Below are 24,338 nucleotides of genomic sequence, written 5' to 3' on the forward strand. Positions count from 1 at the left end.
TTTCAGCGTTCCTTCGCAGTGCAGCATCATACAGAAATGGGTACCACGCAAGACGACCCTTGAAATTGTGGACGCAGCTTGCCAATTGGGGCGCAAAGCACAAGGAGTTGCCAAGGCGATGAGCGAAACCGAAATGTCCGTAGAGAAACATGTCTTCGAAGCCGATGTGGCGCGACTGCTCCATTTGATGGTGCATTCGGTCTATTCCGACAAGAACGTCTTCCTCCGCGAACTGATTTCGAACGCCGCGGACGCCTGCGAAAAGCTGCGCTACGAAGCGATCGTCTCGCCTGAGCTTCTTGCCGGAGACCCCACCCCGCGCATCACGCTGACGCTCGATGAGGAAAACAGCCGTCTCGTCGTCGACGACAACGGCATCGGCATGAGCCGTGATGAACTGGTCGAAGCGCTCGGCACGATCGCCCGCTCGGGCACGCGGGCCTTCATGGAGCGCATCGAGGCCGCCCAGGGCAAGGAAGGCGCACAGCTTATCGGTCAGTTCGGCGTCGGCTTCTATTCCGCCTTCATGGTCGCCGACAAGGTCGATGTCGTGTCGCGCCGCGCCGGTTCCGAACACGCCTGGCTGTGGTCTTCCGACGGCAAGGGCAGCTACACCGTCGCTGCCGCCGAACTCGCCGATGCCCCCGCGCGCGGCACGCGCATCACGCTCCATCTGATGGAGGATGCTAAGACCTACACCTCGCGCTGGACGGTCGAGCGCATCGTCAAGGATCAGTCCGGCCATGTGCCGGTGCCGATCTCGGTCGTCGAGAAGCCCGGGGCCGAGCCGGTTTCCGTCGGCGACGGCACCGCCCTCTGGACCAAGCAGAAGAGCGAGATCAGCAAGGAAGAGTACACCGACTTCTATCGTGGCGTCGCCGGGCAGTATGACGATCCGGCCCTCACGGTGCATTTCCGCGCCGAAGGCCGTCACGAATATACCGCACTTGCCTTCGTGCCCGGCTCGAAGCCCTTCGACCTCTTCGACCCGGACCGCAAGGGCCGGATGAAGCTCTACGTCAAACGCGTCTTCATCACCGACGAGGCGGAATTGCTGCCGCGCTACCTACGCTTCGTGCGCGGCCTCGTCGACACCTCGGACCTGCCGCTCAACGTCTCGCGCGAAATGATCCAGGAAAGCCCGCTGCTCGCGAGTATCCGCAAGGGTGTCACCAACCGCGTGCTGACCGCAATCGAGAAGCTGGCGGAAAGCGAGCCGGAGACCTTCGACAAAGTTTGGGAAAACTTCGGCAGCGTGCTGAAGGAAGGCATCTACGAGGACTACGAGCGCCGCGAACAATTGATCGCTCTGTCACGCTTCCGTACCACCACCTCGGATGAGGGCCAGCGCAGCCTCGCCGACTACGTCAAGGACATGAAGGAAGGCCAGTCGGCGATCTATTATCTGACGGGCGACAATCTCGGCCAGCTCAAGGCCTCGCCGCAGCTCGAAGGTTTCCGCGCCCGCGGCATCGAAGTGCTGCTCTTGACCGATCCGGTCGATAGCTTCTGGGTGACCTCGGCTCCGGACTTCGACGGCAAGCCGCTGAAGTCGATCACCCAAGGGGCGGCTGATCTCAGCAATATCGCCAAGTCTGAAGGCGACAAGGAAGAAGCGCCGAAGGCCAGCCAGCTGGTCATCGATTTCGTTGCCTTCGCCAAGGAAACACTCGGCGCGGCGGTCTCCGATGTTCGCACGTCCGACCGGCTGACGGAAAGCGCCGTCTGCCTGGTCGCGCCGGAGCACGGTCCCGATCGCCAGCTCGAAAAGATGCTGCAAGGCGCCGGCCGTCTCGACGATGCGGCCAAGCCGATCCTCGAAGTCAACCCGAACCACGCACTGATCGCCGCGATGGCTGCCAGCCCCGCCGGCGATATCGCGTTCCGGACTGACGCCGTACAACTCCTGCTCGACCAGGCGCGCGTGCTCGATGGCGACAAGCCGCAGGATCCGCGCGCTTTTGCCGAACGGCTGTCGCGCGTCTTCAACCGCGCACTCAAGGCCTAAAACGAAAAGCCCCGGAAATCTCCAGGATTTCCGGGGCTTTTTGCTATTTTCTCAGGTGGTGTCTTAACAAGCGCCTTCGGGGCGTCACCTTACGTTAGCCCGCCTTCGGGACCTGCATCCCGATCTCTGCCAACACCTCCTCGGTGTGCTCTCCAAGCCGCGGTACGCCGCGGTCCAGCGCAAGCTCGGCCGCCGAAAAGCGGATCGGTGTCCTGACACCCGGCGAGGTGCCGGCGGCAGCGCCCGGATGCGGCGTGTCCACCCGCATCTGCCGATGCTCGATCTGCGGATCGGCGAAAACATCGGCAACGGTATTGATCGGCCCGCCGGGCACGCCGGCATCTTCCAGCAACTTCAAGAGCGTGTCGCGCTCGATTTTCGCGGTTTCGGCTGCCAGTTCAGGCGTCAGCATGTCGCGGTTCTGCACGCGAAGCGCGTTGGTCCGATAACGTTCGTCGGTCGCGAGATCGGCTCGGTCGAGCAATGTGCAGAACTTCACGAACTGCCGATCATTGCCGACCGCAACGATCAGATGACCGTCGGAGGTCGGGAAGACCTGATAGGGCGCTATGTTCGGGTGCGCATTGCCGAGCCGGCGCGGCGCCTTGCCGGAGACCAGGAAGTTCAGCGCCTGGTTGGCAAGAACGCCGGTCATGCAGTCGAGCAGTGCCATGTCGATCTGCTGTCCCTCGCCGGTGCGCTCGCGCTGGGCAAGCGCCGCCTGGACGGCAATTACACCGTAGAGACCGGTGAAGATATCGGCGAAGGCAACGCCGATCTTCTGCGGCTCGCGATCGGGCTCACCGGTCAGGTCCATGATGCCGCTCATGCCCTGGACGATGTAGTCGTAGCCGGCGCGGTGGGCATAGGGACCGTCCTGGCCAAAGCCCGTGACCGAGCAATAGATCAGCTTCGGATTGATCTTCTTCAGGCTCTCGTAGTCGAGACCATACTTGGTGAGCCCGCCGACCTTGAAGTTTTCGAGCAGGACATCCGACTGGGCGGCAAGGCGGCGCACGGCCTCCTGCCCCTCCTCCGTGGTGAAATCCAGCACGACCGAGCGCTTGCCGCGGTTGCAGGCGTGGAAATAGGCGGCGTCGAGCGTCTCGCCATCCTCGCCCGCGACGAAGGGCGGGCCCCAGGTGCGGGTGTCGTCGCCGGCCGGGCTTTCCACCTTGATGACGTCGGCACCGAGATCGGCCAGCGTCTGGCCGATCCAGGGGCCCGCGAGAATGCGGGCCAGTTCCAGGACACGAATGCCCTTCAGCGGCGCTTCCATGATCGTGCCGCTCAGAAGAAGGCCTGGAGGCCGGTCTGGGCGCGGCCGAGGATCAGCGCATGGACGTCATGCGTACCCTCGTAGGTGTTGACGGTCTCGAGGTTCACCATGTGGCGCATGACCTGGTATTCCTCGGAGATGCCGTTGCCGCCATGCATGTCGCGGGCCATTCGGGCGATATCGAGCGCCTTGCCGCAATTGTTGCGCTTGACGATGGAGATCATTTCCGGGGCCATGCGGCCCTCGTCCATCAGGCGGCCGACACGCAGCGAGCCCTGCAGGCCGAGCGTGATCTCCGTCTGCATGTCGGCAAGCTTCTTCTGGAAGAGCTGGGTCTGTGCCAGCGGACGGTTGAACTGCTTGCGGTCGAGGCCATACTGGCGCGCGGCATGCCAGCAGAACTCGGCGGCACCGAGCGCACCCCAGGAAATGCCGTAGCGGGCGCGGTTGAGGCAGCCGAACGGACCCTTCAGGCCCTCGACGTTTGGCAGAAGCGCGTCTTCGCCGACCTCGACATTGTCCATGACGATTTCGCCGGTGATCGAGGCCCGCAGCGACAGCTTGCCGGCAATCTTCGGCGCCGAAAGACCCTTCATGCCCTTTTCGAGCACGAAGCCGCGGATAGCGCCGCCATGGGCTTCCGACTTCGCCCAGACGACGAAAACATCGGCGAGCGGCGCGTTGGAGATCCACATCTTCGAGCCGACGAGGCGGTAGCCGCTCTCCGTCTTGATGGCGCGGGTCTTCATGCCGGCCGGGTCCGAGCCGGCATCCGGCTCGGTCAGGCCGAAGCAGCCGATCCACTCGCCGCTGATGAGCTTCGGGAGATACTTCTGCTTCTGCTCTTCAGAGCCATAGGCATAGATCGGGTAGATCACCAGCGAAGACTGCACGCTCATCATCGAGCGGTAGCCGCTGTCGACGCGCTCGACTTCGCGCGCGACGAGGCCGTAGGCGACGTAAGAAGCGCCGACGCCGCCATAGGTATCGGAGACGGTCACACCGAGCAGGCCGAGCTCGCCCATCTCGCGGAAGATCTCCGGATCGGTCGATTCTTCGCGATAGGCGTCGATGACGCGCGGCTGCAGCCGGTCTTGCGCATAGGCCCGCGCGGTGTCGCGGATCATACGTTCGTCCTCGGTCAACTGATCTTCGAGGAGGAACGGATCATCCCATTGAAATTGCGTCTTGCCGGCCATGTTTCTCTCCCATCGGATTATTCGGCTCATGTTATCGCAAGGGGTGCATGCCGTTTCAAACGAAATTGAGGCACCGCCTCATGCGTTCAGGGAATGGCCCCGCGTCCGACCGGGAGCACCCCGTGTTGCAAAATCGCTGAAATATGACGACAAGAACTCAAGTCCTTCGGGCCACCACCGTGGAGCGAATGGCCAGTGCAACGCCAGAGATCAAAGCAAGCCACGACCATGGCCAATGACCGCCTCGAACGCTTCGCCCACAATCTCGACTGGAATCTGCTGCGCACCTTCGTCGTGCTGGTCGAGGAAGGCAGCATCACGGCCGCCGCAAACCGTCTGCTCCTGCAGCAGCCGGCTGTCAGCATGGCGTTGAAGCGATTGGAGCAGACCGTTGGCCAGAAGCTCATCGACCGCCGCCCCGGGCGCTTCAACCTGACGGATGCCGGCGCCCGCCTGCATGCCCAATGCCGCGATATCTTCGCCGCCGTGATCCGGCTGCCGAACGTTCTGGAGATTGCCGGCGAAGAGATCACCGGCCACCTCAACATCCACTCCGTCAGCCACGCCCACAACCCTGCCTGGGACCGCAAGCTCGAAAGTTTCTTCCGTCTGCACCCAAAGGTGACGCTATCGGTCACCGTCGCGACGACGGTGGACGTTCTAAGCGCCGTCGAGCGAAACGTCGCGACCATCGGCCTTTGCGACGGCAACATACCCGACTGGCTCAACAAACGCTTCCATGTACGCGAACGCTACGCGCTCTACTGCGGCCGCGATCATCCGCTGTTCGGCGTTCAAGGCGTCGACTTCAACGATCTCAGGGGCAATCCCTATATCGCCTTCATCGCCGACGTGCTTGGCGGGCAGCACATGAACTCGGTGACCGCGGTGCGTGCCGTCGGGTCTTTCGGCCAGCAGGTCCGCGCCGTCTCCTGCAATGTCGAAGAGGTGATGCGGCTGATCGCCTCCAATGTCGGCATCGGCATGCTGCCCGACCACCTGGCGGCGCCAGCCGTTGCAGAGGGCGAACTCTGGCAGTTGCCGCCCTACACCGACCTGCCGACGACCGACGTCTTTCGCATTTCCAACCCGAACGCGATCCTCAATCCGGCGGAAGCTGCTTTTCTTTCCCATGTCGCCGATACCGAGCCCCTCGACCACTGTCTCGACGAGATAGCCTGACCATCATCAGAATTGATAGCCACCTTTCCGGTTATAAATTTGAACGCGGATGGCAGCTTGCCTATGGTCCCGCCAACAACCAATGGAGGCAGGACATGCGGGACTACGATGTGGCGATCATTGGCGGCGGGATCGCCGGCCTGTCACTCGCCTATTTCCTGGCACCACATCGCTCCGTGGTGGTGATCGAGCGGGAGGAAGGGCTCGGCTATCACAGCACCGGCCGCTCGGCCGCAGAATTCGTGCTGCGCTACAACACGCCGGAAGTCTGTGCGCTCGCGGCCATCTCCAAGTCCTTCTTCGACAAACCGCCTGAGGGGTTTTCCGAAGTGGCGCTGCTCAAGCAGCGCGGCGGCGTCATGATCGCCAACGCCGAGAAGGCTGATCGCTTCGAAGAGGTCTTCGCCGAGGAAAGTCGCGCCAATGCCGAGATCCAAAGGCTGACCGTCGACGAAGTTATCGCACGGGTGCCTATTCTCCGGCGGGACTACGTTGCCGCGGCCTATTACGATCCGCATTTCTGGGACATCGAAGTCGAGAACCTCGTTCAGGGTTACGTCAGGGGCGCCCGCCGGCATGGCGCCACAATCGTCGAACGCTCGGACGTACTGGCGCCACGTCGGGATGGCGATCGCTGGGTGCTCACGACCAGTGCCGGCGATGTCGGCGCAAAGACGATCGTCAATGCCGCCGGCGGTTGGGCCGATCCGGTTGCGGACCTGTTCGGCGTCGCCCCCGTCGGTATCGTGCCGCATCGCCGCACGGCGATCACCGTCGATCTCCCCGAAGGCATCGATGCGCTCACCTTGCCGGAGATCAACGAGATCGATGAAGACTTCTACATGAAGCCCGAGGGTGGGCGGCTGCTCGCCTCGCCCGCCGACGCCACCCCTTGCGAGCCGGCCGACGTCCAGCCCGAGGAAATCGACGTCGCCTGGGCGGCGCACTACATCGAAGAGGCAACGACCCTACCGGTTCGCCGCATCTTCAAGAGCTGGGCCGGCATGCGCAGCTTCTCGCCCGACAAGTTGCCGGTCATCGGCTTTGCCCGCGACCGACCGGATTTCTTCTGGCTCGCCGGCCAGGGCGGCTACGGCATTCTGACCTCACCGGCGCTCGGCGCACTCGCCGCGAACCTCGTCATCGGTACCACAACACCGGACGGCTTCGAGGCGGTCGGTCTCGATCCCTCGAAGTTCAGCCCGACACGCCTGGAGAAGTGACACGGCCGCTCGCCGCCGCCCGACACCGTTCACGGACCATTTGCCGACAAGTCTAGACCGTCGGCCGGATCACTTGCGCGCCAGGCTGAAGGAAAAATGGCTGCCGCGGTGATAGTCGAGCGCGTAGACCACCGGCAAGCCGGCCGCATTGAAACAGGTCTCGCGGATCAGCAGTGCCGGCCCGAAATCGCGCAGGTCGTTGCGCTCCACCACATCATCGGGAAGCATGACGGCGGAGACGATCGCGGCCGACATCCTGGGCCTGCTCCTGTGCTGGTCCAGCAGATCGAGCAGTGAACCGGTCCAATCGACATCATAAAGGCGCAACGGGATGATGCTGCGCGGGATGAAGTCGACGCAATAGAGGATCGGCTCGTCCTTGTGCAGCCGCAGCCGTTCGAGACGGATCACCCGCTCGCCCGGCTGCAGCCGCAACTGCTCAGCTGTGGTGGCGTCGGGTGCTTCCTCCGCCACCGAAAGAACCTTGTTGGCCGTGGCGTAGCCATAGTGCCGGGCCATGTCCGTGACGCTTTCGAAGACCGTGATCGGGCGATCGACCTGCACGGCGGACATCGCCGAGACGAACCGTCCCCGGCCGTGCTCGACATAGATGATGCTGTCCTGCTCGAGCAGCTTCAGCGCTTCGCGCAGCGCCGGACGCGAGATCTTGAAGCGCTGCGTCAACTGCGCCTCGGTTGGCAGTTTGTCGCCGGGATTGAGCCCTTCGTCGCGAATCAGATCCGCGATGCGGTCGCGGAGCTGAATGACCAGTGTGCGCGTATCACGAAGGGGTTCGTCCAATTCCTCTCACTCCGTTGAACAATCACAAGGATGTTCTTGTCTGACAAATTCTGGAAGGTCAAGTGCGCCTCCGGCCAACCGGATTTTCGCTGGTACTCGGCGTACGTCGCGAGGTGCAGCGGTGCTGGCGAGATATCTCTCTTGACACCGCTTCGCATTGTTGTCAGTTGTCTTACAACATTAAGGAGAACGGCGGACGCCATGACCGCCGACCGAGGCAATCACCGGGAAAGCGTGCCATGCTGAACTTCGACGAACAGAGATTTCTTCGCATCCAGTCGGGCGCTGGCGCACTGCGCCAGCAACTGGACACCACCATCGCGGCTTGTCTCGCCGCCGGCGCGGAGAACATCTTTTTCACGGGAACGGGAGGCGCCGCCATCCTGATGCAGCCGGCAGCCCAGCTTCTTCAGCGCCAGTCCCGCTTTACCACCTTTATCGACATGCCGGCAGAGCTCGTCCTTTCCGGATCGGCAAACCTGAATTCCAGGTCCATCGTGGTCATTCCCTCCCTCTCCGGCACCACGAAGGAAAGCGTGGCGCTGCTCGAGAAGGCAAAAGCGGTTGGCGCGACGGTATTGACGCTGGTCGGGCATCGGGACACGCCACTCGGCCATGGCGGAGACCACGTCTTCGTCAATTTCGCCGAAGACGACACCTCCTGCGAGTCCTTCTTTCTGCAATCGCTGTTCATTGCGCTTTCGATCATGCGCCACCGCGGGGAACTCGAAAATTACGAGCGGATTGTGGGTGAACTCGAAACGCTGCCGCAGGCGCTGCTGGAGGTGAAGCGAAGCTTCGAACCCCGAGCAGAGGATTTCGCGAAGGTTCTTGCCGGCTCCGACTATCATATCATCACCGGCGCCGGGAACGTGTGGCCGGAAGCCTTCTACTACGGCATGTGCATTCTCGAGGAGATGCAGTGGATCCGCACCCGTCCGGTGCATGCCTCCGACTTCTTCCATGGAACGCTCGAACTGGTCGAACAGGACGTCAGCGTCGTCCTGTTCAAGGGCGAAGATGCGATGCGTCCGCTCGCCGAGCGCGTTCAGAACTTCGTGCCTAGCTACACAAGCAAGCTCACCGTGCTCGACACGGCGGAGTTTACCCTCCCCGGCCTTTCTCCCGACGTGCGCGGTCTCGTCTCGCCGATCGTGCTTGCAACGGTGCTCGAGCGCATCAGTGCCCACCTGGAGGTCATGCGCAATCACCCGCTGACGACGCGGCGCTACTACAAGCGCGTTGCCTACTGAGCATTCGAGACGTAATCGTTCGCCCGACGGTCGCGGATGCGAAAACGCGTTCGCGACCTTTCCATGCGCCCGCCAGGAGACGCCATGACCACTTTCCGCCTTGCTGCCGTCGGCGACAATTGCATCGACCGTTTCCAGGCGCCGGTCGGGGAAACCTATGTCGGTGGTAACGCGATCAATGTCGCCGTGCAGTTGGCGCTTCTCGGACACCAATCTTTCTACTTCGGCGCCGTCGGTCGTGACCGCGACGGCACACAGGTGCGGCAGCTTCTCGAGCAGAACGGCGTGCGGCTTGACGGCCTCAAGGAGCGCGACGTCAACACCGCCTATACCGACATCGGCATCACGCCGGATGGCGACCGTGTCTTCCTCTATGAGGATTTCGGCGCCTGTGCCGGCTACCGACCCGACGCGGAAGACCTCGCTCTCCTGAAGACCATGGATCACGTGCATATCGGCTGGCTCGACGACGGCGGCGCGCTGCGCCGGGCACTTGCAGCCGAGGGCGTCAGCGTCTCGCAGGATGTCTCCGTCAACGCCGCCCCCGCCGACCTTGGCGTGGAGGGCCTCAACATCGCCTTCGGGTCCGGCGGCGACGGCGATCAGGACGCAGAACGATTGGCTGATGGCTTCCTCTCTCGCGGTGCTAAGCTGGCCGTTGTCACGCGAGGCGCCCTCGGCTCGCTCGCAATCGACGGAACCGAACTAGTATCGACCGGCAGTCGTCCTGTGGATGTCGTCGACACCACCGGCGCGGGCGACAGCTTTATCGCCGGGTTCATTCTGGCTCATCTCGAAGGCCGCCCGCTGATCGAGCGACTGGAGGCCGGGCGCGACCTCGCTGCGCGCACCTGCACCCATGTCGGCGGGTTTCCGCAACAGCCGCACACCCTGTAACAAGACGAGCCCGCCTCACCCGACCCAGCTCAACAATGGGCCGGGTAAATGGCGGGCGTCTTCAGGCTTTCCACCCCAAGAAATTCGCGTGCGCCGTACTCAGCGGACATCGAAGCGCCCGAAGCGGGCCTCGACACGCGACTGCAGAAACTCAAGACCGATCGACAGGATCCAGTAGATCATCGAGGCGGTGATCAGCATCTCGATGTGCCGGAACTCGGTTTGCCCTTGAGTGCGGGCGAGATACATGATCTCCCAGACGCCGACGACGGAGACGAGCGAAGAGTCCTTCAGCATGGCGATGAACTGGTTGCCGGTCGGCGGGACGATGACGCGCATCGCCTGCGGCATGATCACCAGCGCCATCGTCTGGCTCGGGCTAAGCCCGAGTGCGGTCGCGCCTTCCGTCTGGCCGCGCGGGATGCTCTCGATCCCGGCCCGGAAGATCTCTGTCATATAGGCGCCATAGCAGAGCGACAGCGCCAGGATGCCCGCCGGCACCGCGCCGATGACGTAGCCGACCTGCGGCAGGCCGAGGTAGATGATGTAGATCTGCATCAACAACGGCAGACCGCGGAAGAGCGAGGTGTAGAAGGTCGCGAGACCGTAGATCACGCCGTTCTTCGACAGCTTCGCAATTGCCCCGACCAGCGCGATGAGGGTGGCGATCGCGATCGAGATCACCGAGATATAGAGCGTCGTGACGACGCCCTGGGAGACCAGGTAGCCGATCTTCTTGGCGATGAAGGCGAAGGACAGATCGAACGAGTAGAAAAACAGCATCAGCAGGACGAAGAGCTCGACCCAGACGCCGATCACCTGTCCGCTACGCGGCAATTGCCGCAAAGCCTTCCAGTTCGCTACCGCGATCAGCGCGACCATCAAGGCGCTGACCAACCGGCCGAGCGCTGGATTGGCTTCCAGCCACCCTGCCGAAGTCGGCAGCAGATGCCCAATCCAGGCGGGGCTGATGCCGAGCCCGTAGATCGCCAGCGTGACGAGCGCCAGCATGAGAAACATGCCGGACCGTCGCGCGACATCCGGATAAGTCAGTATCAGACGACCAATCATCTCAAAATCTCCGGCGTTCAGGCCGCGCGCTCGCGCCACCAGTCCTGTGCCTGCAGTTTCCAGTAGGTGAGTTGAGCAACCGCCAGCCCGGCATAGCCGCCGGCCCAGACCAGACCGAACGGCCGGAAGAGCTTGTAGCGCTCGGACTGTCCGAGAATGCCTTCGGCCACCAGCTTGCCGCCGATCGCCGTGGTGTTGAGCCCGTGGCCGCCAAAGGCGGTGCAATGCCAGACACCCGGCCGCATCTCGCCGATCTGGGGCATCAGGTGGCGTGCATAGGACATCAGCCCAGACCAGGCGAGTTCGGTCTTCAGTTCCTTGAGTTGCGGATAGGTGCCTGTCATCTCGCGCCGCAATTCGGCCGCAAGGGCCGCCGGCGAAGCTGCCCGCGTGGTGATCCGCCCGCCCCAAAGCAGTCGCTTGCCCCCATCCACCAGCCGGTAATAGTCCCCGGCGCGGCGGTTGTCGCCGATCGCGTCGCGGGTGGCGATGGCAGAACGGATCAGGTCCGGCGCTTCTTCGCTCAGCATCACATAGGTGGCGATCGGCAGGAACGCCCGCTGCAGCCGGCCGTTGAGCGCGCCGGTATAGCCGCCGGTCGTGAAGACGACCTGGCGGGCCTTGACGCGGCCGCCAGCGGTCGACACCGTCTTCTCGGCCCCATCGAGCATGCTCGCCGTTGCCGCCGAGCCTTCGTAGATCCGCCCACCCAGCCGCTCGATCTCTTCTGCCACCGCACGAAGGTAGTTGAGCGGGTGCATGTGGAAGGCCTTGGGATCGCGCAGACCCTGGAAATAGCGCTTCGACTTCAGCACCGCGCGAATATGATCGGTGTCGAAGTATTCCAATTCATATCCGTAGTTTCGGCGCATCGCGTCGGCATGTGCCTTCATGCTGCCGTCGTCGTCATAGCGCAGCACGCTGGTGATGCCGGGCTGCGCATGCGCGCTCTCGATCTTCAGCGCCGCGATCGTATCGCGAACAAAATCCACGCCTTCGATCGACAGGCGGTGGATCTGCCGCGCCCCCTCGGCACCGGCCATTCGAGCAATATTCTCGCCACCGGTCGCAAAACCGGGGCTGACGAAGCCGCCATTTCGACCGGAAGCCCCGAAGCCGATACTCTCGGCCTCGAGCACCACAACCGACTGCCCGGCGCGTGCGAGCTGAAGCGCCGTTGTCAGACCAGCAAGCCCACCGCCGACAACGACCGTGTCACATTCGATGGTTTCCGAAAGCACTGGTCTGACCTTCCGGTCGACCATCGTATTTTTGTAGTAGGTGTCGGGATAGGACATGTTCTCTCGCTCTGCAGACAGCGATTAAGGGTTGCGGGCGGCATGAACTGCCGCCGCACAGACTTGTCCAACTCAGTCGGCGCTGTAGTCCTTGCCGTACCACTTGGTGGTAAAGCTTGCGAGCGTGCCGTCCTTCTTCATCTCGTCGATGAGATCGCCGATCTTCTTCGTCCACTCAGGGTCGGTCTTTTCTGCGATAACGACGAGCGGCTCCTTGAACGCGTACTCGCCGTCAAGCACCTTGAGCGGATAACCGTTCTTGATGGCGTTGAGCGCGGTCTGTTCCGGCGCGATGACCGCATCAAGGCGCACGCCATTGCCGAGGCGCAGGTCGTCGAAGGGAAGCATGGAGTCGGCGAAGGTGCGGATCTCGCCCGGTTCCAGCTTGTATTCGATCGGCGGAAGCCCCGGCGCGTCGATTTCCAACTGCCGGCGAATGAAATCTTCCGATGTCGTCGCCGTTTCAACGCCGACGACCTTGCCGTTCAAGTCGGTGACAGACTTCGCCTCGCTGTCCTTGTGCAGCACATAGACATAGGGGCTGTAGTAATAGATGCCGGCGAAGTCGATGACCTGGGCGCGCGCCTTGGTGGGGGTGACGGAGCCGACGCCGACGTCATAACGTCCCTGCCAGCGGCCGCCGGTCAAGGTCGCCCAGTCCGGCGTCTCGAAGCTGACCTCGACGCCAAGGCGCTTGCCGATCTCGCGGGAGACATCGATGTCGAAGCCGACCAGCTGGTTGCTGTCGTCGAGATAGCTCTGCGGCGGCCACCCGCTATTGGTGGCGACCACCATCGCCTTCTTGCTCATGACACGGTCGAGCGTCTCGCCTGCCTGCGCGGCGGTGGCAAGCGCCAGCGCGGCAGCGCCGACGGCGAGCTGTAGAACCAGTTTCCTCACGCATTCCTCCTGTTTGAACGTCAGCAATGGGTTCCCGTTTATGTAAGATGTCTGACAACATAAGTTAGAAAAGATCGATAAAGATGAGTCAAGGGCGGAAGCGCATCCGCTCCATGAAACGAAGTGATGGGACCATGTGTCTCCGTGATGAATGAGCCAACGAAGCGCACTCCTGCACCGAGACCCGTTCATGCCGGAAAGATACACTTAGACATCGCCGTCGCTGACTTTGGACAACCGTTAGGACAAGGCGGTGGTCCGGCGCGCGAACTCAAAGGCGCAGTTTCCGGATTACCGCGCGGGCCTAGCGTTAGGTCGCAGCATCCTGGGCCTGATTTCGAGCGTAGCCTTGAACCCATGAACCTCGCCACACCGATTGAAGCCATCGGCGAAACCTGACAGGAATACGTCCGGGAGGACGGTTCATGTATTATGCGATCTTGGCTTATCACACGGCAGGCGTCGTCGAATCCTGGAGCGAGGAGGAGGATGCGGCCCTGATGTCCGATCTACTCCAGGTGCATGATCGCTTCGTTCAGCAGAAATCATTCGGACCGGCCGCGCGGCTCGGCCCTGCTGAGGGAGCGGTGACGCTGAGGGGCAAGGGCGAAGGCATCGTCACGGACGGCCCCTTCGCTGAAACCAAAGAGCATCTCCTTGGCCTCTACGTCGTGGACTTTCCGACGCTCGACGCAGCAATCGCAGCGGCACGCGACCTGCGGCGCAGCAATCCCACCGCGATCTACGAGATCCGACCGATCGCGCTCTATGTTCCGGGGGCAACCTTGGAGCCTGGACCGTAGAGCCAGGAATCGCACGGCGTTACTGTGCCAGGACGCGATCTGGCGACCGCCCTCGATCCAGCCGAATCTCAAGCGGCAATCTTGCGGGAGGTGGCCAATCGGGCACCCACCGGCGCGATGTCGTTCACTTTTGATTAACCCAGCCCGCGCGGGTGTGAACTGTAACAGAACTTACAACAAACTGACATTTCGCTTTCATGAAGCGCCGATATGGCAGGTGTCATACCGATGACCGGTCTCCCCGAAAGAGGACCTGCTAGAAATGTTTCAGTTGAAGAGTGTAACCCGCCAGTTCGGCAAGAAGACAGCCGTAAGTTCGGTTACCTTCGACATCCCGCAGGGTCAAATGGTCGGCGTGATCGGCCGCTCGGGCGCCGGCAAGTCGACGCTCTTGCGCATGATCAACCGTCTCGTCGACCTGTCTTCGGGTTCGATCGTCTTCGACGGCAGTGAGGTTTCGTCGCTTCGCGGCGCGGCACTGCGCACCTGGCAGCGTGACTGCGCGATGATCTTCCAGCAGTTCAACCTGGTACCGCGCCTCGACGTGCTCACCAACGTTCTGCTCGGTCGTCTCAATCACCGCTCGACGGTGCTCAGCATCCTCAACATGTTCACCCGCGAAGAACGCATCATGGCGATCGGCGCGCTCGAGCGCCTCGGCATCGAACAGACCGCACTTCAGCCCGCAGGCACGCTCTCCGGCGGCCAGCAGCAGCGCGTCGCGATCGCCCGCGCGCTAATGCAGCAGCCGAAGGTTCTGCTCGCCGACGAGCCGATCGCCTCGCTCGACCCGCTGAACGCCAAGATCGTCATGGACGCATTGCGCGACATCAACGAACGCGACGGCATCACGGTCATCACCAATCTCCACACCCTCGATACGGCACGCAACTATTGCGAACGCATCATCGGCATGGCGCATGGCCGCGTCGTCTTCGACGGCCAGCCCAAGGATCTGACGGCGGCAGCGGTTGCCGAGATCTACGGCGCCGACACGGGCATCGAGGAGTCGATGACCTCCACCAGCATCAACATTCCCGCGGCCGAACCGCAGGAAGAAACGGCATCTGCCGGCCTCAAGCCGCTGGCACTGGCCGGCATCTGACGCCCGCCAGGATCGAAAGCCCGCGTCAAGGGCACCTCTTTGAAACCGAATAGGATCCGGCCAAGCCGGACACACACGGGAGAACCTTATGCTGAAGAAAGCTCTTCTGGGCGCCGTCGCGCTCCTCGCCCTCGTCGGCCACGCTCAGGCTGAAGACCTCAAGGAATTCCGCATCGGCATTCTCGGCGGCGAAAACGAAGCCGACCGCCTGCGCAACTTCCAGTGCCTCGTCGACAAGCTGCCGGCTGCCATCGGCGTCGAGAAGGTCTCGCTGTTCCCGGCTGCCGACTATGACGGCGTTATCCAGGGCCTGCTCGGTGGCACGCTCGACTACGCCGAGCTCGGCGCTTCCGGCTATGCCAAGATCTACCTCGCCAAGGCTGACGCCGTCGAGCCGATCCTGACGACCGTTCAGACCGACGGTTCGACCGGCTACCACTCGATCATGGTTGCCCGCAAGGATTCCGGCATCACCAAGCTCGAAGACCTGAAGGGCAAGAAGCTCGGCTTCGCCGATCCGGACTCGACCTCGGGCTACCTCGTGCCGCTCGTCACCCTGCCGGAAGCGATCGGCGCGCCGGTCAAGGAATTCTTCGGTGAAACCGGCTTCGGCGGCGGTCACGAAAACCTCGTTCTCGAAGTCGTCAAGGGCACCTTCGATGCCGGCACGACCTTCGGCTCCGGCGTCGGCGAATTCAAGGACGGCTACACCTCGGGCAACCTGAAGAAGATGGTCGACAAGGGCATCCTCGACATGAACGATCTCGTCGAGCTCTGGAAGTCGCCGCTGATCCCGAACGGCCCGATCGTCGTGCGCACCTCGATGAACGACGACATGAAGGCGAAGTTCAAGCAGTTCATGGTCGACCTGCCGAAGACCGACGCTGCCTGCTTCTCCGCCATCCAGGGCGGTGACTTCACCGGCTACACCGAAGTCAACTCCGATTTCTACAAGCCGATCATCGACGCCCGCAAGGAAACGATCGGCGGCTGATAGACCGCATCTTCCGGGAACGCTGGCCGCCAAACGGCCAGCGTTTCACTGTTTGAAGGGTGCTCGACACCAGCCCTTCAACCATACCCTACCGCTTTGTTTTCACGCATTTCCTGACGGAAAGCCGCTCCGTGCTTTTCCTTGAAATGCCATAGAGGCCGGCGCGAGCCGGAACGGTCATGGCAACTTCCCTGCTCCCGCGGAATCTGAGCGACAACGGCGCCGTCATCGAGCGCCATTGGCAGGAACTGAGTTCCCGCCGCCGGCTTTACTCCTGGCTCGGCTTCGGCATCCTCTTCCTGGCGCTCTCAGGCTCGCTCTGGTTCGCCAACGATTCCAACGCCGGCAAGTTCTTCGATCGCCTGCCGCATTTCTTCGACTTCGTCGGCGATCTCGCACCGCGTGACGGGCTGGAAATCTTCCGTGCCATGTTCGACCTGCCCTCGCCCTATGACGACGGCAGCTTCAAATACAACTACCCGGACGGCCGGCTGGACCTGACCGACAGCTTCTATATCCCCGAATACGTGCACAAGATGCTGGAAACCGTGAACATCGCGATCTTCTCGACGATCATCGGCACGGCACTCGGTTTCGTGCTCTGCTTCTTCGCAGCGCGCAACCTGATGCCCAATCCGTGGATCCGCGGTACCGTTCGCCGGATCATGGAGATCCTGCGCGCCTTTCCGGAAGTGGTGATTGCCGGCTTCTTCCTCGCCATCCTCTCGCTCGGCCCCATTCCCGCGATCGCCGCGGTCTCGATCCACACGGTCGGTGCGCTCGGCAAGCTCTTCTACGAAGTGGTCGAAAACGCCGACATGAAACCGGATGAGGGCCTGCGTGCCGCGGGCGGCAACTGGATCGAGCGCGTCTGGTTCGGCATGGTGCCGCAGGTGCTGCCCAACTTCACCAGCTACTTCCTGCTGCGCCTCGAAATCAACGTGCGCGCCTCGACCATCATCGGCGCCGTCGGTGGCGGCGGCATCGGCGAGCTGCTGCGCCTTTCGATCGGCCAGGGCCACCAGGCGAAAACGCTTGCGATCGTTATCCTGCTGTTCGCGACCATTTTCGCCGTCGACCAGTTTTCCGCCTGGCTTCGCCGTCGCCTCGTTGGCGAACAGGCCTTCCAGCTTGCCCAGTAGGTGCGCGCTATGACCACGACCACACGACTGAGCCCAATGGAGATGGACGCGATCGCGGCCCGCCATCCCGAGCTCCTGAAATCCTCGACCTCCAAGCGTGTACGCACGGCAACGATCGCCGGCGGCATTGTCGTCTATCTCATCTTCAGCTGGTGGTTCTTCTCGATCGGTCAGGTGCTTGGCAACGCCAACTGGGGTATCGCCGGCACTTATCTCGCCGACTGGGTCTCCTACGAGGTGCGGCCCGAGATCCACATCGCCTCTGACCGGACAATGAGCCTCAACTATCAGCGCAATTCGCCGCTCGGGCCCAATCCCGATCCGGATTGGATGGAACTCGACAAGGAGACGGTGACGCGCCGCGTGGAAATTCCGGCGTCGACGACGCAGGCGGCAAAGCCGAAGGCAAGCTCGTCCTTCAGCTTCATGACGCCCGGTTCAGCGCTCGGCGGCACCACCACGGCCGAAGCTCAAAACCGCGTCGAAATCCGCACGGAAGAAGTCCTGACCCGAGTCGTCGTGACCTATGACCGCTCAACCAGGATCGAGATCGCCGACAGCCTGGTCAAGGCGACCCATGGCGGCGAGACCCTGGTGATGGCCGTCGATGGCGCCGACAGGGTGATGCCGCAGGGCACGCTGCCCACCTGGGCGACGCAGAAGCGTCCAGGCGAGAAGATCGTGCTTGCGTTCGGCGCCACCGGCTGGGCCGAAGTCGAAGGTGACGAGGTCTCCGTCCGCAACCGCTTCTTCGGCTGGGCGAACTTCCTCTTCGACACCAACTCGCCCTTCTTCGGCAAGAGCTATGGCGAGGTCGTCGAGCTCATCATATCCGGCGAGCGCATAGATCCGTCCCGCTCGAACCTCTCGCTTGCCTGGAACAACATCCTCTATAACGCCGAGTGGCAGCATCTGGATGTCTGGACAAAGCTCCTGCAGACCGTCGTCATGGCCTTTGTCGGCACACTCTTTGCATCGCTGATCGCCTTCCCGCTCTGCTTCCTCGCAGCCCGCAACATCACGCCGAGCTTCATGACCAATCAACTGGTCAAGCGCTTCTTCGACTTCCTGCGGTCGGTCGATATGTTCATCTGGGCGCTGTTTTTTACCCGCGCCTTCGGCCCCGGACCGCTTGCCGGTATCTCGGCGATCTTCTTCACCGACACCGGCACGCTCGGGAAGCTCTATTCCGAGGCGCTGGAAAACATCGACGACAAGCAGCGCGAAGGCGTCAAGTCGGTGGGTGCTGCGCCGCTTGCCGTACAGCGCTTCGGCGTGCTGCCGCAGGTGTTGCCGGTCTTTGCCAGCCAGGCGCTCTATTTCTGGGAATCGAACACCCGTTCGGCGACGATCATCGGTGCTGTCGGCGCGGGCGGTATCGGTCTCAAGCTCTGGGAAGCAATGCGCACCAATTCCGATTGGGAAAATGTCGCCTACATGGTGCTTCTGATCTTGCTGGTTGTCTTTATTTTCGACAGCATCTCGAACGCGTGCCGTTCACGCCTGATGGGTCGCAGGGCACATTGACGACAACCAAGCATTTGCGCGTCCGCCATCATGATGTTGTCATGGAAATCGGCTAGCTGCGCATCGCATCCCGCAAACAATCGACCCGCCTCCCCGGCGGGCCGGTCGCTACAAGAAAGTGAAGACCGTGCGTTATGCAATCTACTTCGCGCCGCCGGCGGACGACCGGCTGTCGCAGACCGCGTCCCGTTGGCTTGGCCGTGACGCCTTTACCGGCCACGCTCTTGCTCTTCCGACGATCGCGGGGATCGACGAAGCGACGCAACGCACACTGACAGCAGACCCGCGACGCTACGGTTTTCACGGAACGCTGAAGGCTCCCTTCGAGCTTGCCGAGGGCCGCGACGAAGACGAACTCCTCAGCATCTTCGAATGCTTTGCCGCTGACCTCGATCCCTTCGAAATCCCTGAAATCGTCCTGCACCAGCTCGGTCCGTTCTTCGCGCTGGTGCCGTCCGCTCCCTCGGCCGAACTGCAGGATCTGGCCGAAGATGCCGTTCACCGCTTCGACCCGTTCCGCGCGCCGCTGTCGGAGGCGGACTTCGCTCGGCGCAAGCCGGAGAGCCTCCCGGAACGCCAGAGGCGCTACCTGAGGGAATGGGGCTATCCCTATGTATTCGAAGAATTTCAGTTCCATCTGACTTTGACCGGTCCGGTGTCCGCCGAGACCAGCGGCGTCATGCGATCGGCGCTCGAATCCGCCTTTGCCGATCATATCGGCAAACCGCTTCACGTGACGTCAGTCGCGCTCTTCGTCGAACCGGAGCGCGGCGCCCCCTTTACTGTCCGCTCCCTGCTGCCGCTCGGCAGCGACACCCAACGAAAGATTGCATGAGATGAGCAAAGAACAGGTTTTGACCAACGCCCGCATCGTCCTCGAGGACAGTATCCTCGGCGGCTCGGTGCTGATCCGCGACGGCAAGATTGCCGATATCTCCGCGGGGACGGTCGCCAGCGGCGAGGACTTCGAAGGCGACTACCTCATTCCCGGCCTCATTGAACTGCACACCGATCACCTCGAGGCCCACTATTCGCCGCGCCCCGGCGTGCGCTGGCTGAAGATCGCAGCGATCCAGGCGCATGACGCGCAGGTCGTCACCTCGGGCATCACCACTGTCTTCGACTGCCTTCGGCTCGGCTCCGACGAAGATGGCGGCTTCCAGAAGGGCGAGATGCGCAGCATGGCCGACGCGCTGGCGCAGGCCAAGGAAGAAGGTCGGCTGCGCGCCGACCACTTGATCCACCTGCGCTGCGAAGTCTCGACCTCCGACGTGCTCGATCACTACGAGGACTTCCGGAACGACCCACAGGTCAAGCTCGTCTCGCTGATGGACCACGCGCCCGGCCAGCGTCAGTTCCAGACGATGGATCAGTACACGCTCTACTACAAATCCAAGCGCGGTCTTTCCGACGCGGAATTCGCCCGCTTCGTCGAACGTCAGCAGGCGCTTTCGGCGAAATATGCCGGCCCGCACCGCACTGCGCTGGCTGAGGCCTGCGCTGCCCGCGGCATCACGATTGCCAGCCATGACGACGCGACGGTCGACCACGTCGAAGAATCGGTCGGCTTCGGCATCAAGCTTGCCGAATTCCCGACAAGCTTCGAAGCCGCCGAAGCGTCGCACCGCGCGGGCCTGAGCGTGCTCATGGGCGCGCCGAACATCGTTCGCGGCAAGTCGCACTCCGGCAACATCGCCGCCCGCGACCTGGCGGAACGTGGCGTGCTCGACGTGCTGTCGTCGGACTATGTGCCCTTCAGCCTGATCCACGCGCCCTTCGTTCTTTCCGACGAAGTCGAAGCCATTGACCTGCCGAAGGCGATCGCGATGGTGACCTCGACGCCAGCGCGCACCGTCGGCCTTGACGACCGCGGTCGCGTCGCAGTCGGTCTGCGCGCCGACATCGCCCGCGTCCACCGCAGGCAAGGCATTCCGGTCGTGCGCTCCGTCTGGCGCGAAGGACGGCGTGTCGCATGAGCGCGAGCGAACAGGGTGCAGGCGCACTCGTCGTCGTCGTCGGACCGAGCGGTGCCGGCAAGGACAGCGTCATGGGCTTTGCCGCCCGGCATTTTGCCGACTGTCACGACGTGCATTTCGTCCGGCGTGTCATCACCCGTCCGTCGGATGCCGGCGGCGAGGTGCATGAAAGCGTCTCCGAAGACGAATTCGTCGACATGCAGAAGGACGGCGCCTTCGCCGTCTTCTGGGACGCGCATGGCCTCAAATACGGCATCCCCTCCGTGGTGCTACAGAATGTGCGGAACGGCATGACCGCGATCGTCAACGGCAGCCGCGGCGCCCTGCCGGCGTTCCGGGAAGCGTTTGGCGACATTGCCGTCGTCGTCATCACCGCCGAGGCACCGGTTCTGGCCAAGCGGCTTGCAGAACGCGGCCGCGAGAGCGAGGAAGAAGTCCTGCGACGGCTGAGCCGCCGGGCCCCCGATGTCACGTCGGGCCCCGGCGTGAGCGTCATCGACAATAGCGGCAGGCTCGACATCGCCGGCACCCGCTTCGTCGACCTGGTGGAACGATTGCGCATCAAGGCGGACCACGCCGCCTGACGGGGGCGAGCGGTACCGTCGGCCTCGCCTCTCGAATCGACATGGCAGGGCTTTCGGCCGGATATCTTTCCTGACGATCGATTGACACGAGCCCCGAAATTCCGGTTTCGGGGCTTTTTTGCGTTCGCGCGCTTCGGAAGCACATCGCACAGAAGTTGCTCACAGAATCAATCTGTTGAAGCCGCTTGCTCATGTTTTTGAACAGCGCTGCGCCTCTTTTCTTCGCCTTTCCGCCCTGTCCTTTTCCTCCCGCCACACGATTTTCCTCTTGTGGAGCGAATTAATATGTATATACATTATATCCAGTGGAGGCGACCTCATGAACGATATCCCGACCCGCAAGCAGGCATCCGGCGTTTGGCGCAACACGCGCCTCGTGACGCTGAGCGAAGGCGCCGAAGGACTTGGGCTTGTCGAGAATGCGGCCATTGCTGTCGTCGATGGGCGGATCGCCTTTGCGGGTCCCGATCGCAATCTGCCGGCCAACCTCTCAGGCCGCCTCGAAACGGTTGACTGCGAAGGCCGCGTGATGACGCCGGCTCTGATCGATTGCCATACGCATCTCGTGCACGGCGGCAACCGCGCCCGCGAGTTCCAGATGCGGCTCGAAGGTGCTACTTACGAAGAGATCGCACGGGCCGGCGGTGGCATCGTTTCCTCGGTGAAGGCGACCAATGCGCTGAGTGTCGACCAACTCGTAGAAAGCGCTCTGCCGCGCCTCGACACGCTTCTTTCCGAAGGTGTTTCGACGGTCGAAATCAAGTCCGGTTACGGGCTCAATGTGACAGCTGAGCTCAACATGCTGCGCGCCGCCCGCAAGCTGGAAACGCTCCGCCCGGTCCGCGTCGTCACCAGCTACCTCGCCGCGCATGCGACGCCGGCGGACTACAAGGGCCGCAACGGCGACTACATCACCGATGTCGTGCTGCCCGGCCTCGATGCTGCCCATGCCGAAGGGCTGGTCGATGCGGTCGACGGCTTCTGCGAAGGCATTGCCTTCTCGACCGCCGAGATCGCCCGTGTCTTCGACCGCGCCAAGGCACTCGACCTGCCGGTCAAGCTGCATGCAGAACAGCTTTCCAATCTCGGCGGCGCGAAGCTCGCGGCATCCTATGGTGCGCTCTCGGCCGACCATCTCGAATATCTCGACGCCGAAGGCGCCGCAGCCCTTGCCAAATCAGGCACGGTTGCCGTCCTGCTCCCCGGTGCGTTCTATGCACTCCGCGAAGAGCGCCTGCCGCCGGTTCAGGCGCTGCGCGACGCCGGCGCCCGGATCGCGATCGCCACCGATTGCAACCCCGGCACTTCGCCGCTGACCTCGCTGCTTCTCACCATGAACATGTCGGCGACGTTCTTCCGGCTGACGGTGGCCGAATGCCTGGCCGGCACAACGCGCGAAGCCGCGCGCGCCCTCGGCCTGCTCGCGGACACCGGAACCATCGAGGTCGGCAAGTCGGCCGATCTCGCGCTCTGGAACATCGAGGATCCCGCCGAGCTCGTCTACCGCATCGGCTTCAACCCACTTCATGAACGCATCTTCAGAGGGCAAAGGATCGGTCAATGACCATCATTCTACATCCGGGCTCCGTGCCCCTTCGCGACCTCGAAACCATCTACTGGACCGGAGAGCCGGCTCGTCTTGACCCGTCCTTTGACGCTGGCATCAACAAGGCCGCAGCGCGCATCGCCGAAATTGTCGCCGGCAATGCCCCGGTCTACGGCATCAACACCGGCTTCGGCAAACTCGCCTCGATCAAGATCGACAGCGCCGACGTCGCGACGCTGCAGCGCAATCTGATCCTGTCGCATTGCTGCGGCGTCGGCGAGCCGCTTGCCGAAAACGTCGTGCGTCTGATCCTGTCGCTGAAGCTCGTTTCGCTCGGTCGCGGCGCCTCCGGCGTCCGTCTCGAACTCGTGCGTCTGATCGAAGCCATGCTCGAAAAGGGCGTAGTCCCGGTCATTCCCGAGAAGGGCTCGGTTGGTGCTTCCGGCGACCTCGCGCCGCTCGCCCATATGGCAGCCGTGATGATGGGCCATGGCGAAGCGTTCTTCGAAGGGCGCCGCATGTCCGGCGCCGAGGCGCTTTCCGCCGCTGGCCTGACGCCCGTCGTGCTGGCCGCCAAGGAAGGCTTGGCGCTGATCAACGGCACCCAGACCTCGACGGCGCTGGCGCTTGCCGGTCTCTTCCGCGCCCACCGCGCCGCGCAGGCAGCACTGATCACCGGCGCCATGTCGACCGATGCGGCCATGGGTTCGTCCGCCCCCTTCCACCCCGATATCCACACGCTGCGTGGTCATCGCGGCCAGATCGATACGGCCGCCACATTGCGCACTTTGCTTGCCGGCTCCGCGATCCGCGAAAGCCACATCGAAGGCGACGAGCGGGTGCAGGATCCATATTGCATCCGCTGCCAGCCGCAGGTCGATGGCGCCTGCCTCGATCTCCTGCGCTCGGTCGCGCGCGTGCTCGAGACCGAAGCCAACGCCGTCACCGACAACCCGCTGGTCCTTTCGGACAATTCCGTCGTCTCTGGCGGCAACTTCCACGCCGAGCCGGTTGCTTTCGCCGCCGACCAGATCGCGCTTGCCGTCTGCGAGATCGGCGCCATCTCGCAGCGCCGCATCGCGCTGCTCGTCGATCCGGCACTCTCCTACGGCCTGCCGGCCTTCCTCGCGAAAAAGCCGGGCCTCAACTCTGGCTTGATGATCGCCGAAGTCACCTCCGCTGCGCTGATGTCGGAGAACAAGCAGCTCTCGCACCCGGCCTCGGTCGACTCGACACCGACTTCGGCCAACCAGGAAGACCACGTCTCGATGGCCTGCCACGGCGCCCGCCGCCTGCTGCAGATGACCGAAAACCTGTTCTCGATCGTCGGCATCGAAGCCCTGACCGCAGTCCAGGGCGTCGAGTTCCGCGCGCCGCTCAAGACGAGCCCCGAGTTGCAGAAGGCAGCCGCGGCACTTCGCGCCGTCTCTCTGACGATCGAGGAAGATCGCTACATGGCCAACGACCTCAAGGCTGCCGGCGATCTCGTCGCCTCCGGCCGCCTGAACGCCGCGATCTCCGCCGGCATCCTGCCTGGCCTGGAGAGCTGA

21 protein-coding genes are annotated in these 24,338 nt (G+C 62.9%); 15 read left to right on the forward strand and 6 right to left on the reverse strand.

Features of this window, described 5'->3' with window-relative positions; all coding sequences use genetic code 11:
* Window positions 1-118: 118 nt before the first annotated feature.
* Window positions 119-2,008: a molecular chaperone HtpG gene (gene htpG / locus ACN9MO_RS23540; RefSeq protein WP_057248543.1), complete on the forward strand. Its 1,890-nt coding sequence runs from the start codon at window positions 119-121 to the stop codon at window positions 2,006-2,008.
* 94 nt (window positions 2,009-2,102) lie between these two features.
* On the opposite strand, the gene ACN9MO_RS23545 is transcribed toward htpG, so the two are convergent.
* Together ACN9MO_RS23545 and ACN9MO_RS23550 are read right to left on the reverse strand one after the other, a co-directional pair.
* A complete protein-coding gene (locus tag ACN9MO_RS23545) occupies window positions 2,103-3,287 on the reverse strand; it encodes a CaiB/BaiF CoA transferase family protein (RefSeq protein WP_113132647.1) in 1,185 nt (394 codons plus the stop codon).
* 11 nt (window positions 3,288-3,298) lie between these two features.
* The gene (locus ACN9MO_RS23550; protein WP_057249139.1) at window positions 3,299-4,486 is read right to left on the reverse strand and encodes an acyl-CoA dehydrogenase; all 1,188 of its coding nucleotides are present in this window, start codon (window positions 4,484-4,486) and stop codon (window positions 3,299-3,301) included.
* Window positions 4,487-4,714: 228 nt separating this feature from the next.
* Between ACN9MO_RS23550 and ACN9MO_RS23555 the strand changes: the two genes are divergently transcribed.
* Together ACN9MO_RS23555 and ACN9MO_RS23560 are read left to right on the forward strand one after the other, a co-directional pair.
* Window positions 4,715-5,668 carry a LysR family transcriptional regulator gene (locus tag ACN9MO_RS23555; protein WP_057249140.1) on the forward strand — a complete coding sequence of 318 codons (954 nt, stop codon included), beginning with the start codon at window positions 4,715-4,717 and terminating at the stop codon, window positions 5,666-5,668.
* 95 nt (window positions 5,669-5,763) lie between these two features.
* Window positions 5,764-6,891 (forward strand): NAD(P)/FAD-dependent oxidoreductase, encoded by a 1,128-nt coding sequence (locus ACN9MO_RS23560; protein WP_113132648.1) that lies wholly within the window; start codon window positions 5,764-5,766, stop codon window positions 6,889-6,891.
* A gap of 69 nt (window positions 6,892-6,960) precedes the next feature.
* Here the strand turns inward: ACN9MO_RS23560 and ACN9MO_RS23565 are convergent, their stop codons facing one another.
* Window positions 6,961-7,692: a GntR family transcriptional regulator gene (locus ACN9MO_RS23565; RefSeq protein WP_057249142.1), complete on the reverse strand. Its 732-nt coding sequence runs from the start codon at window positions 7,690-7,692 to the stop codon at window positions 6,961-6,963.
* Between the two features lie 239 nt (window positions 7,693-7,931).
* On the opposite strand from ACN9MO_RS23565, the gene ACN9MO_RS23570 reads away from it, so the two are divergent.
* A complete protein-coding gene (locus ACN9MO_RS23570) occupies window positions 7,932-8,945 on the forward strand; it encodes an SIS domain-containing protein (protein WP_112996976.1) in 1,014 nt (337 codons plus the stop codon).
* Between the two features lie 84 nt (window positions 8,946-9,029).
* A complete protein-coding gene (locus tag ACN9MO_RS23575; protein ID WP_113132649.1) occupies window positions 9,030-9,842 on the forward strand; it encodes a PfkB family carbohydrate kinase in 813 nt (270 codons plus the stop codon).
* 99 nt (window positions 9,843-9,941) lie between these two features.
* Here the strand turns inward: ACN9MO_RS23575 and ACN9MO_RS23580 are convergent, their stop codons facing one another.
* The 3 genes from ACN9MO_RS23580 to ACN9MO_RS23590 all read right to left on the reverse strand — a co-directional run bounded on the left by ACN9MO_RS23580 (window position 9,942) and on the right by ACN9MO_RS23590 (window position 13,111).
* Window positions 9,942-10,913, reverse strand: coding sequence for an amino acid ABC transporter permease (locus tag ACN9MO_RS23580; protein ID WP_112997023.1), 972 nt, complete (start codon window positions 10,911-10,913; stop codon window positions 9,942-9,944).
* A gap of 17 nt (window positions 10,914-10,930) precedes the next feature.
* Entirely contained in the window at window positions 10,931-12,211 is a 1,281-nt protein-coding gene (locus tag ACN9MO_RS23585) for an NAD(P)/FAD-dependent oxidoreductase (protein ID WP_113132650.1), read from the reverse strand.
* 72 nt (window positions 12,212-12,283) lie between these two features.
* Entirely contained in the window at window positions 12,284-13,111 is an 828-nt protein-coding gene (locus tag ACN9MO_RS23590; protein WP_112996973.1) for a transporter substrate-binding domain-containing protein, read from the reverse strand.
* Window positions 13,112-13,536: 425 nt separating this feature from the next.
* On the opposite strand from ACN9MO_RS23590, the gene ACN9MO_RS23595 reads away from it, so the two are divergent.
* The 10 genes from ACN9MO_RS23595 to hutH all read left to right on the forward strand — a co-directional run bounded on the left by ACN9MO_RS23595 (window position 13,537) and on the right by hutH (window position 24,338).
* On the forward strand, window positions 13,537-13,914 hold the full coding sequence (locus ACN9MO_RS23595) for a YciI family protein (protein ID WP_112996972.1): 378 nt from the start codon (window positions 13,537-13,539) through the stop codon (window positions 13,912-13,914).
* Between the two features lie 262 nt (window positions 13,915-14,176).
* Window positions 14,177-15,019 (forward strand): phosphonate ABC transporter ATP-binding protein, encoded by an 843-nt coding sequence (phnC, locus tag ACN9MO_RS23600; protein ID WP_058324974.1) that lies wholly within the window; start codon window positions 14,177-14,179, stop codon window positions 15,017-15,019.
* Between the two features lie 88 nt (window positions 15,020-15,107).
* Window positions 15,108-16,013 carry a phosphonate ABC transporter substrate-binding protein gene (gene phnD, locus ACN9MO_RS23605; protein WP_113132651.1) on the forward strand — a complete coding sequence of 302 codons (906 nt, stop codon included), beginning with the start codon at window positions 15,108-15,110 and terminating at the stop codon, window positions 16,011-16,013.
* 179 nt (window positions 16,014-16,192) lie between these two features.
* Window positions 16,193-17,155, forward strand: a complete 963-nt coding sequence (gene phnE / locus ACN9MO_RS23610; protein WP_113132652.1) for a phosphonate ABC transporter, permease protein PhnE — start codon at window positions 16,193-16,195, stop codon at window positions 17,153-17,155.
* 9 nt (window positions 17,156-17,164) lie between these two features.
* The gene (gene phnE, locus ACN9MO_RS23615) at window positions 17,165-18,682 is read left to right on the forward strand and encodes a phosphonate ABC transporter, permease protein PhnE (protein WP_113132653.1); all 1,518 of its coding nucleotides are present in this window, start codon (window positions 17,165-17,167) and stop codon (window positions 18,680-18,682) included.
* A 127-nt stretch (window positions 18,683-18,809) separates the two neighbouring features.
* Entirely contained in the window at window positions 18,810-19,517 is a 708-nt protein-coding gene (locus ACN9MO_RS23620) for a DUF1045 domain-containing protein (protein ID WP_113132654.1), read from the forward strand.
* Between the two features lies 1 nt (window position 19,518).
* Window positions 19,519-20,658: an alpha-D-ribose 1-methylphosphonate 5-triphosphate diphosphatase gene (locus ACN9MO_RS23625; protein ID WP_113132655.1), complete on the forward strand. Its 1,140-nt coding sequence runs from the start codon at window positions 19,519-19,521 to the stop codon at window positions 20,656-20,658.
* The gene (gene phnN / locus ACN9MO_RS23630) at window positions 20,655-21,242 is read left to right on the forward strand and encodes a phosphonate metabolism protein/1,5-bisphosphokinase (PRPP-forming) PhnN (RefSeq protein ID WP_113132656.1); all 588 of its coding nucleotides are present in this window, start codon (window positions 20,655-20,657) and stop codon (window positions 21,240-21,242) included. Before ACN9MO_RS23625 ends, phnN begins: the two co-directional genes overlap by 4 nt.
* Window positions 21,243-21,561: 319 nt before the next feature.
* On the forward strand, window positions 21,562-22,806 hold the full coding sequence (gene hutI, locus ACN9MO_RS23635) for an imidazolonepropionase (protein WP_112996965.1): 1,245 nt from the start codon (window positions 21,562-21,564) through the stop codon (window positions 22,804-22,806).
* Window positions 22,803-24,338: a histidine ammonia-lyase gene (hutH, locus tag ACN9MO_RS23640; protein ID WP_113132657.1), complete on the forward strand. Its 1,536-nt coding sequence runs from the start codon at window positions 22,803-22,805 to the stop codon at window positions 24,336-24,338. Before hutI ends, hutH begins: the two co-directional genes overlap by 4 nt.

The sequence above is a fragment of the Ensifer sp. R-19 genome (genome assembly GCF_049905105.1).
GTDB lineage: Bacteria > Pseudomonadota > Alphaproteobacteria > Rhizobiales > Rhizobiaceae > Ensifer.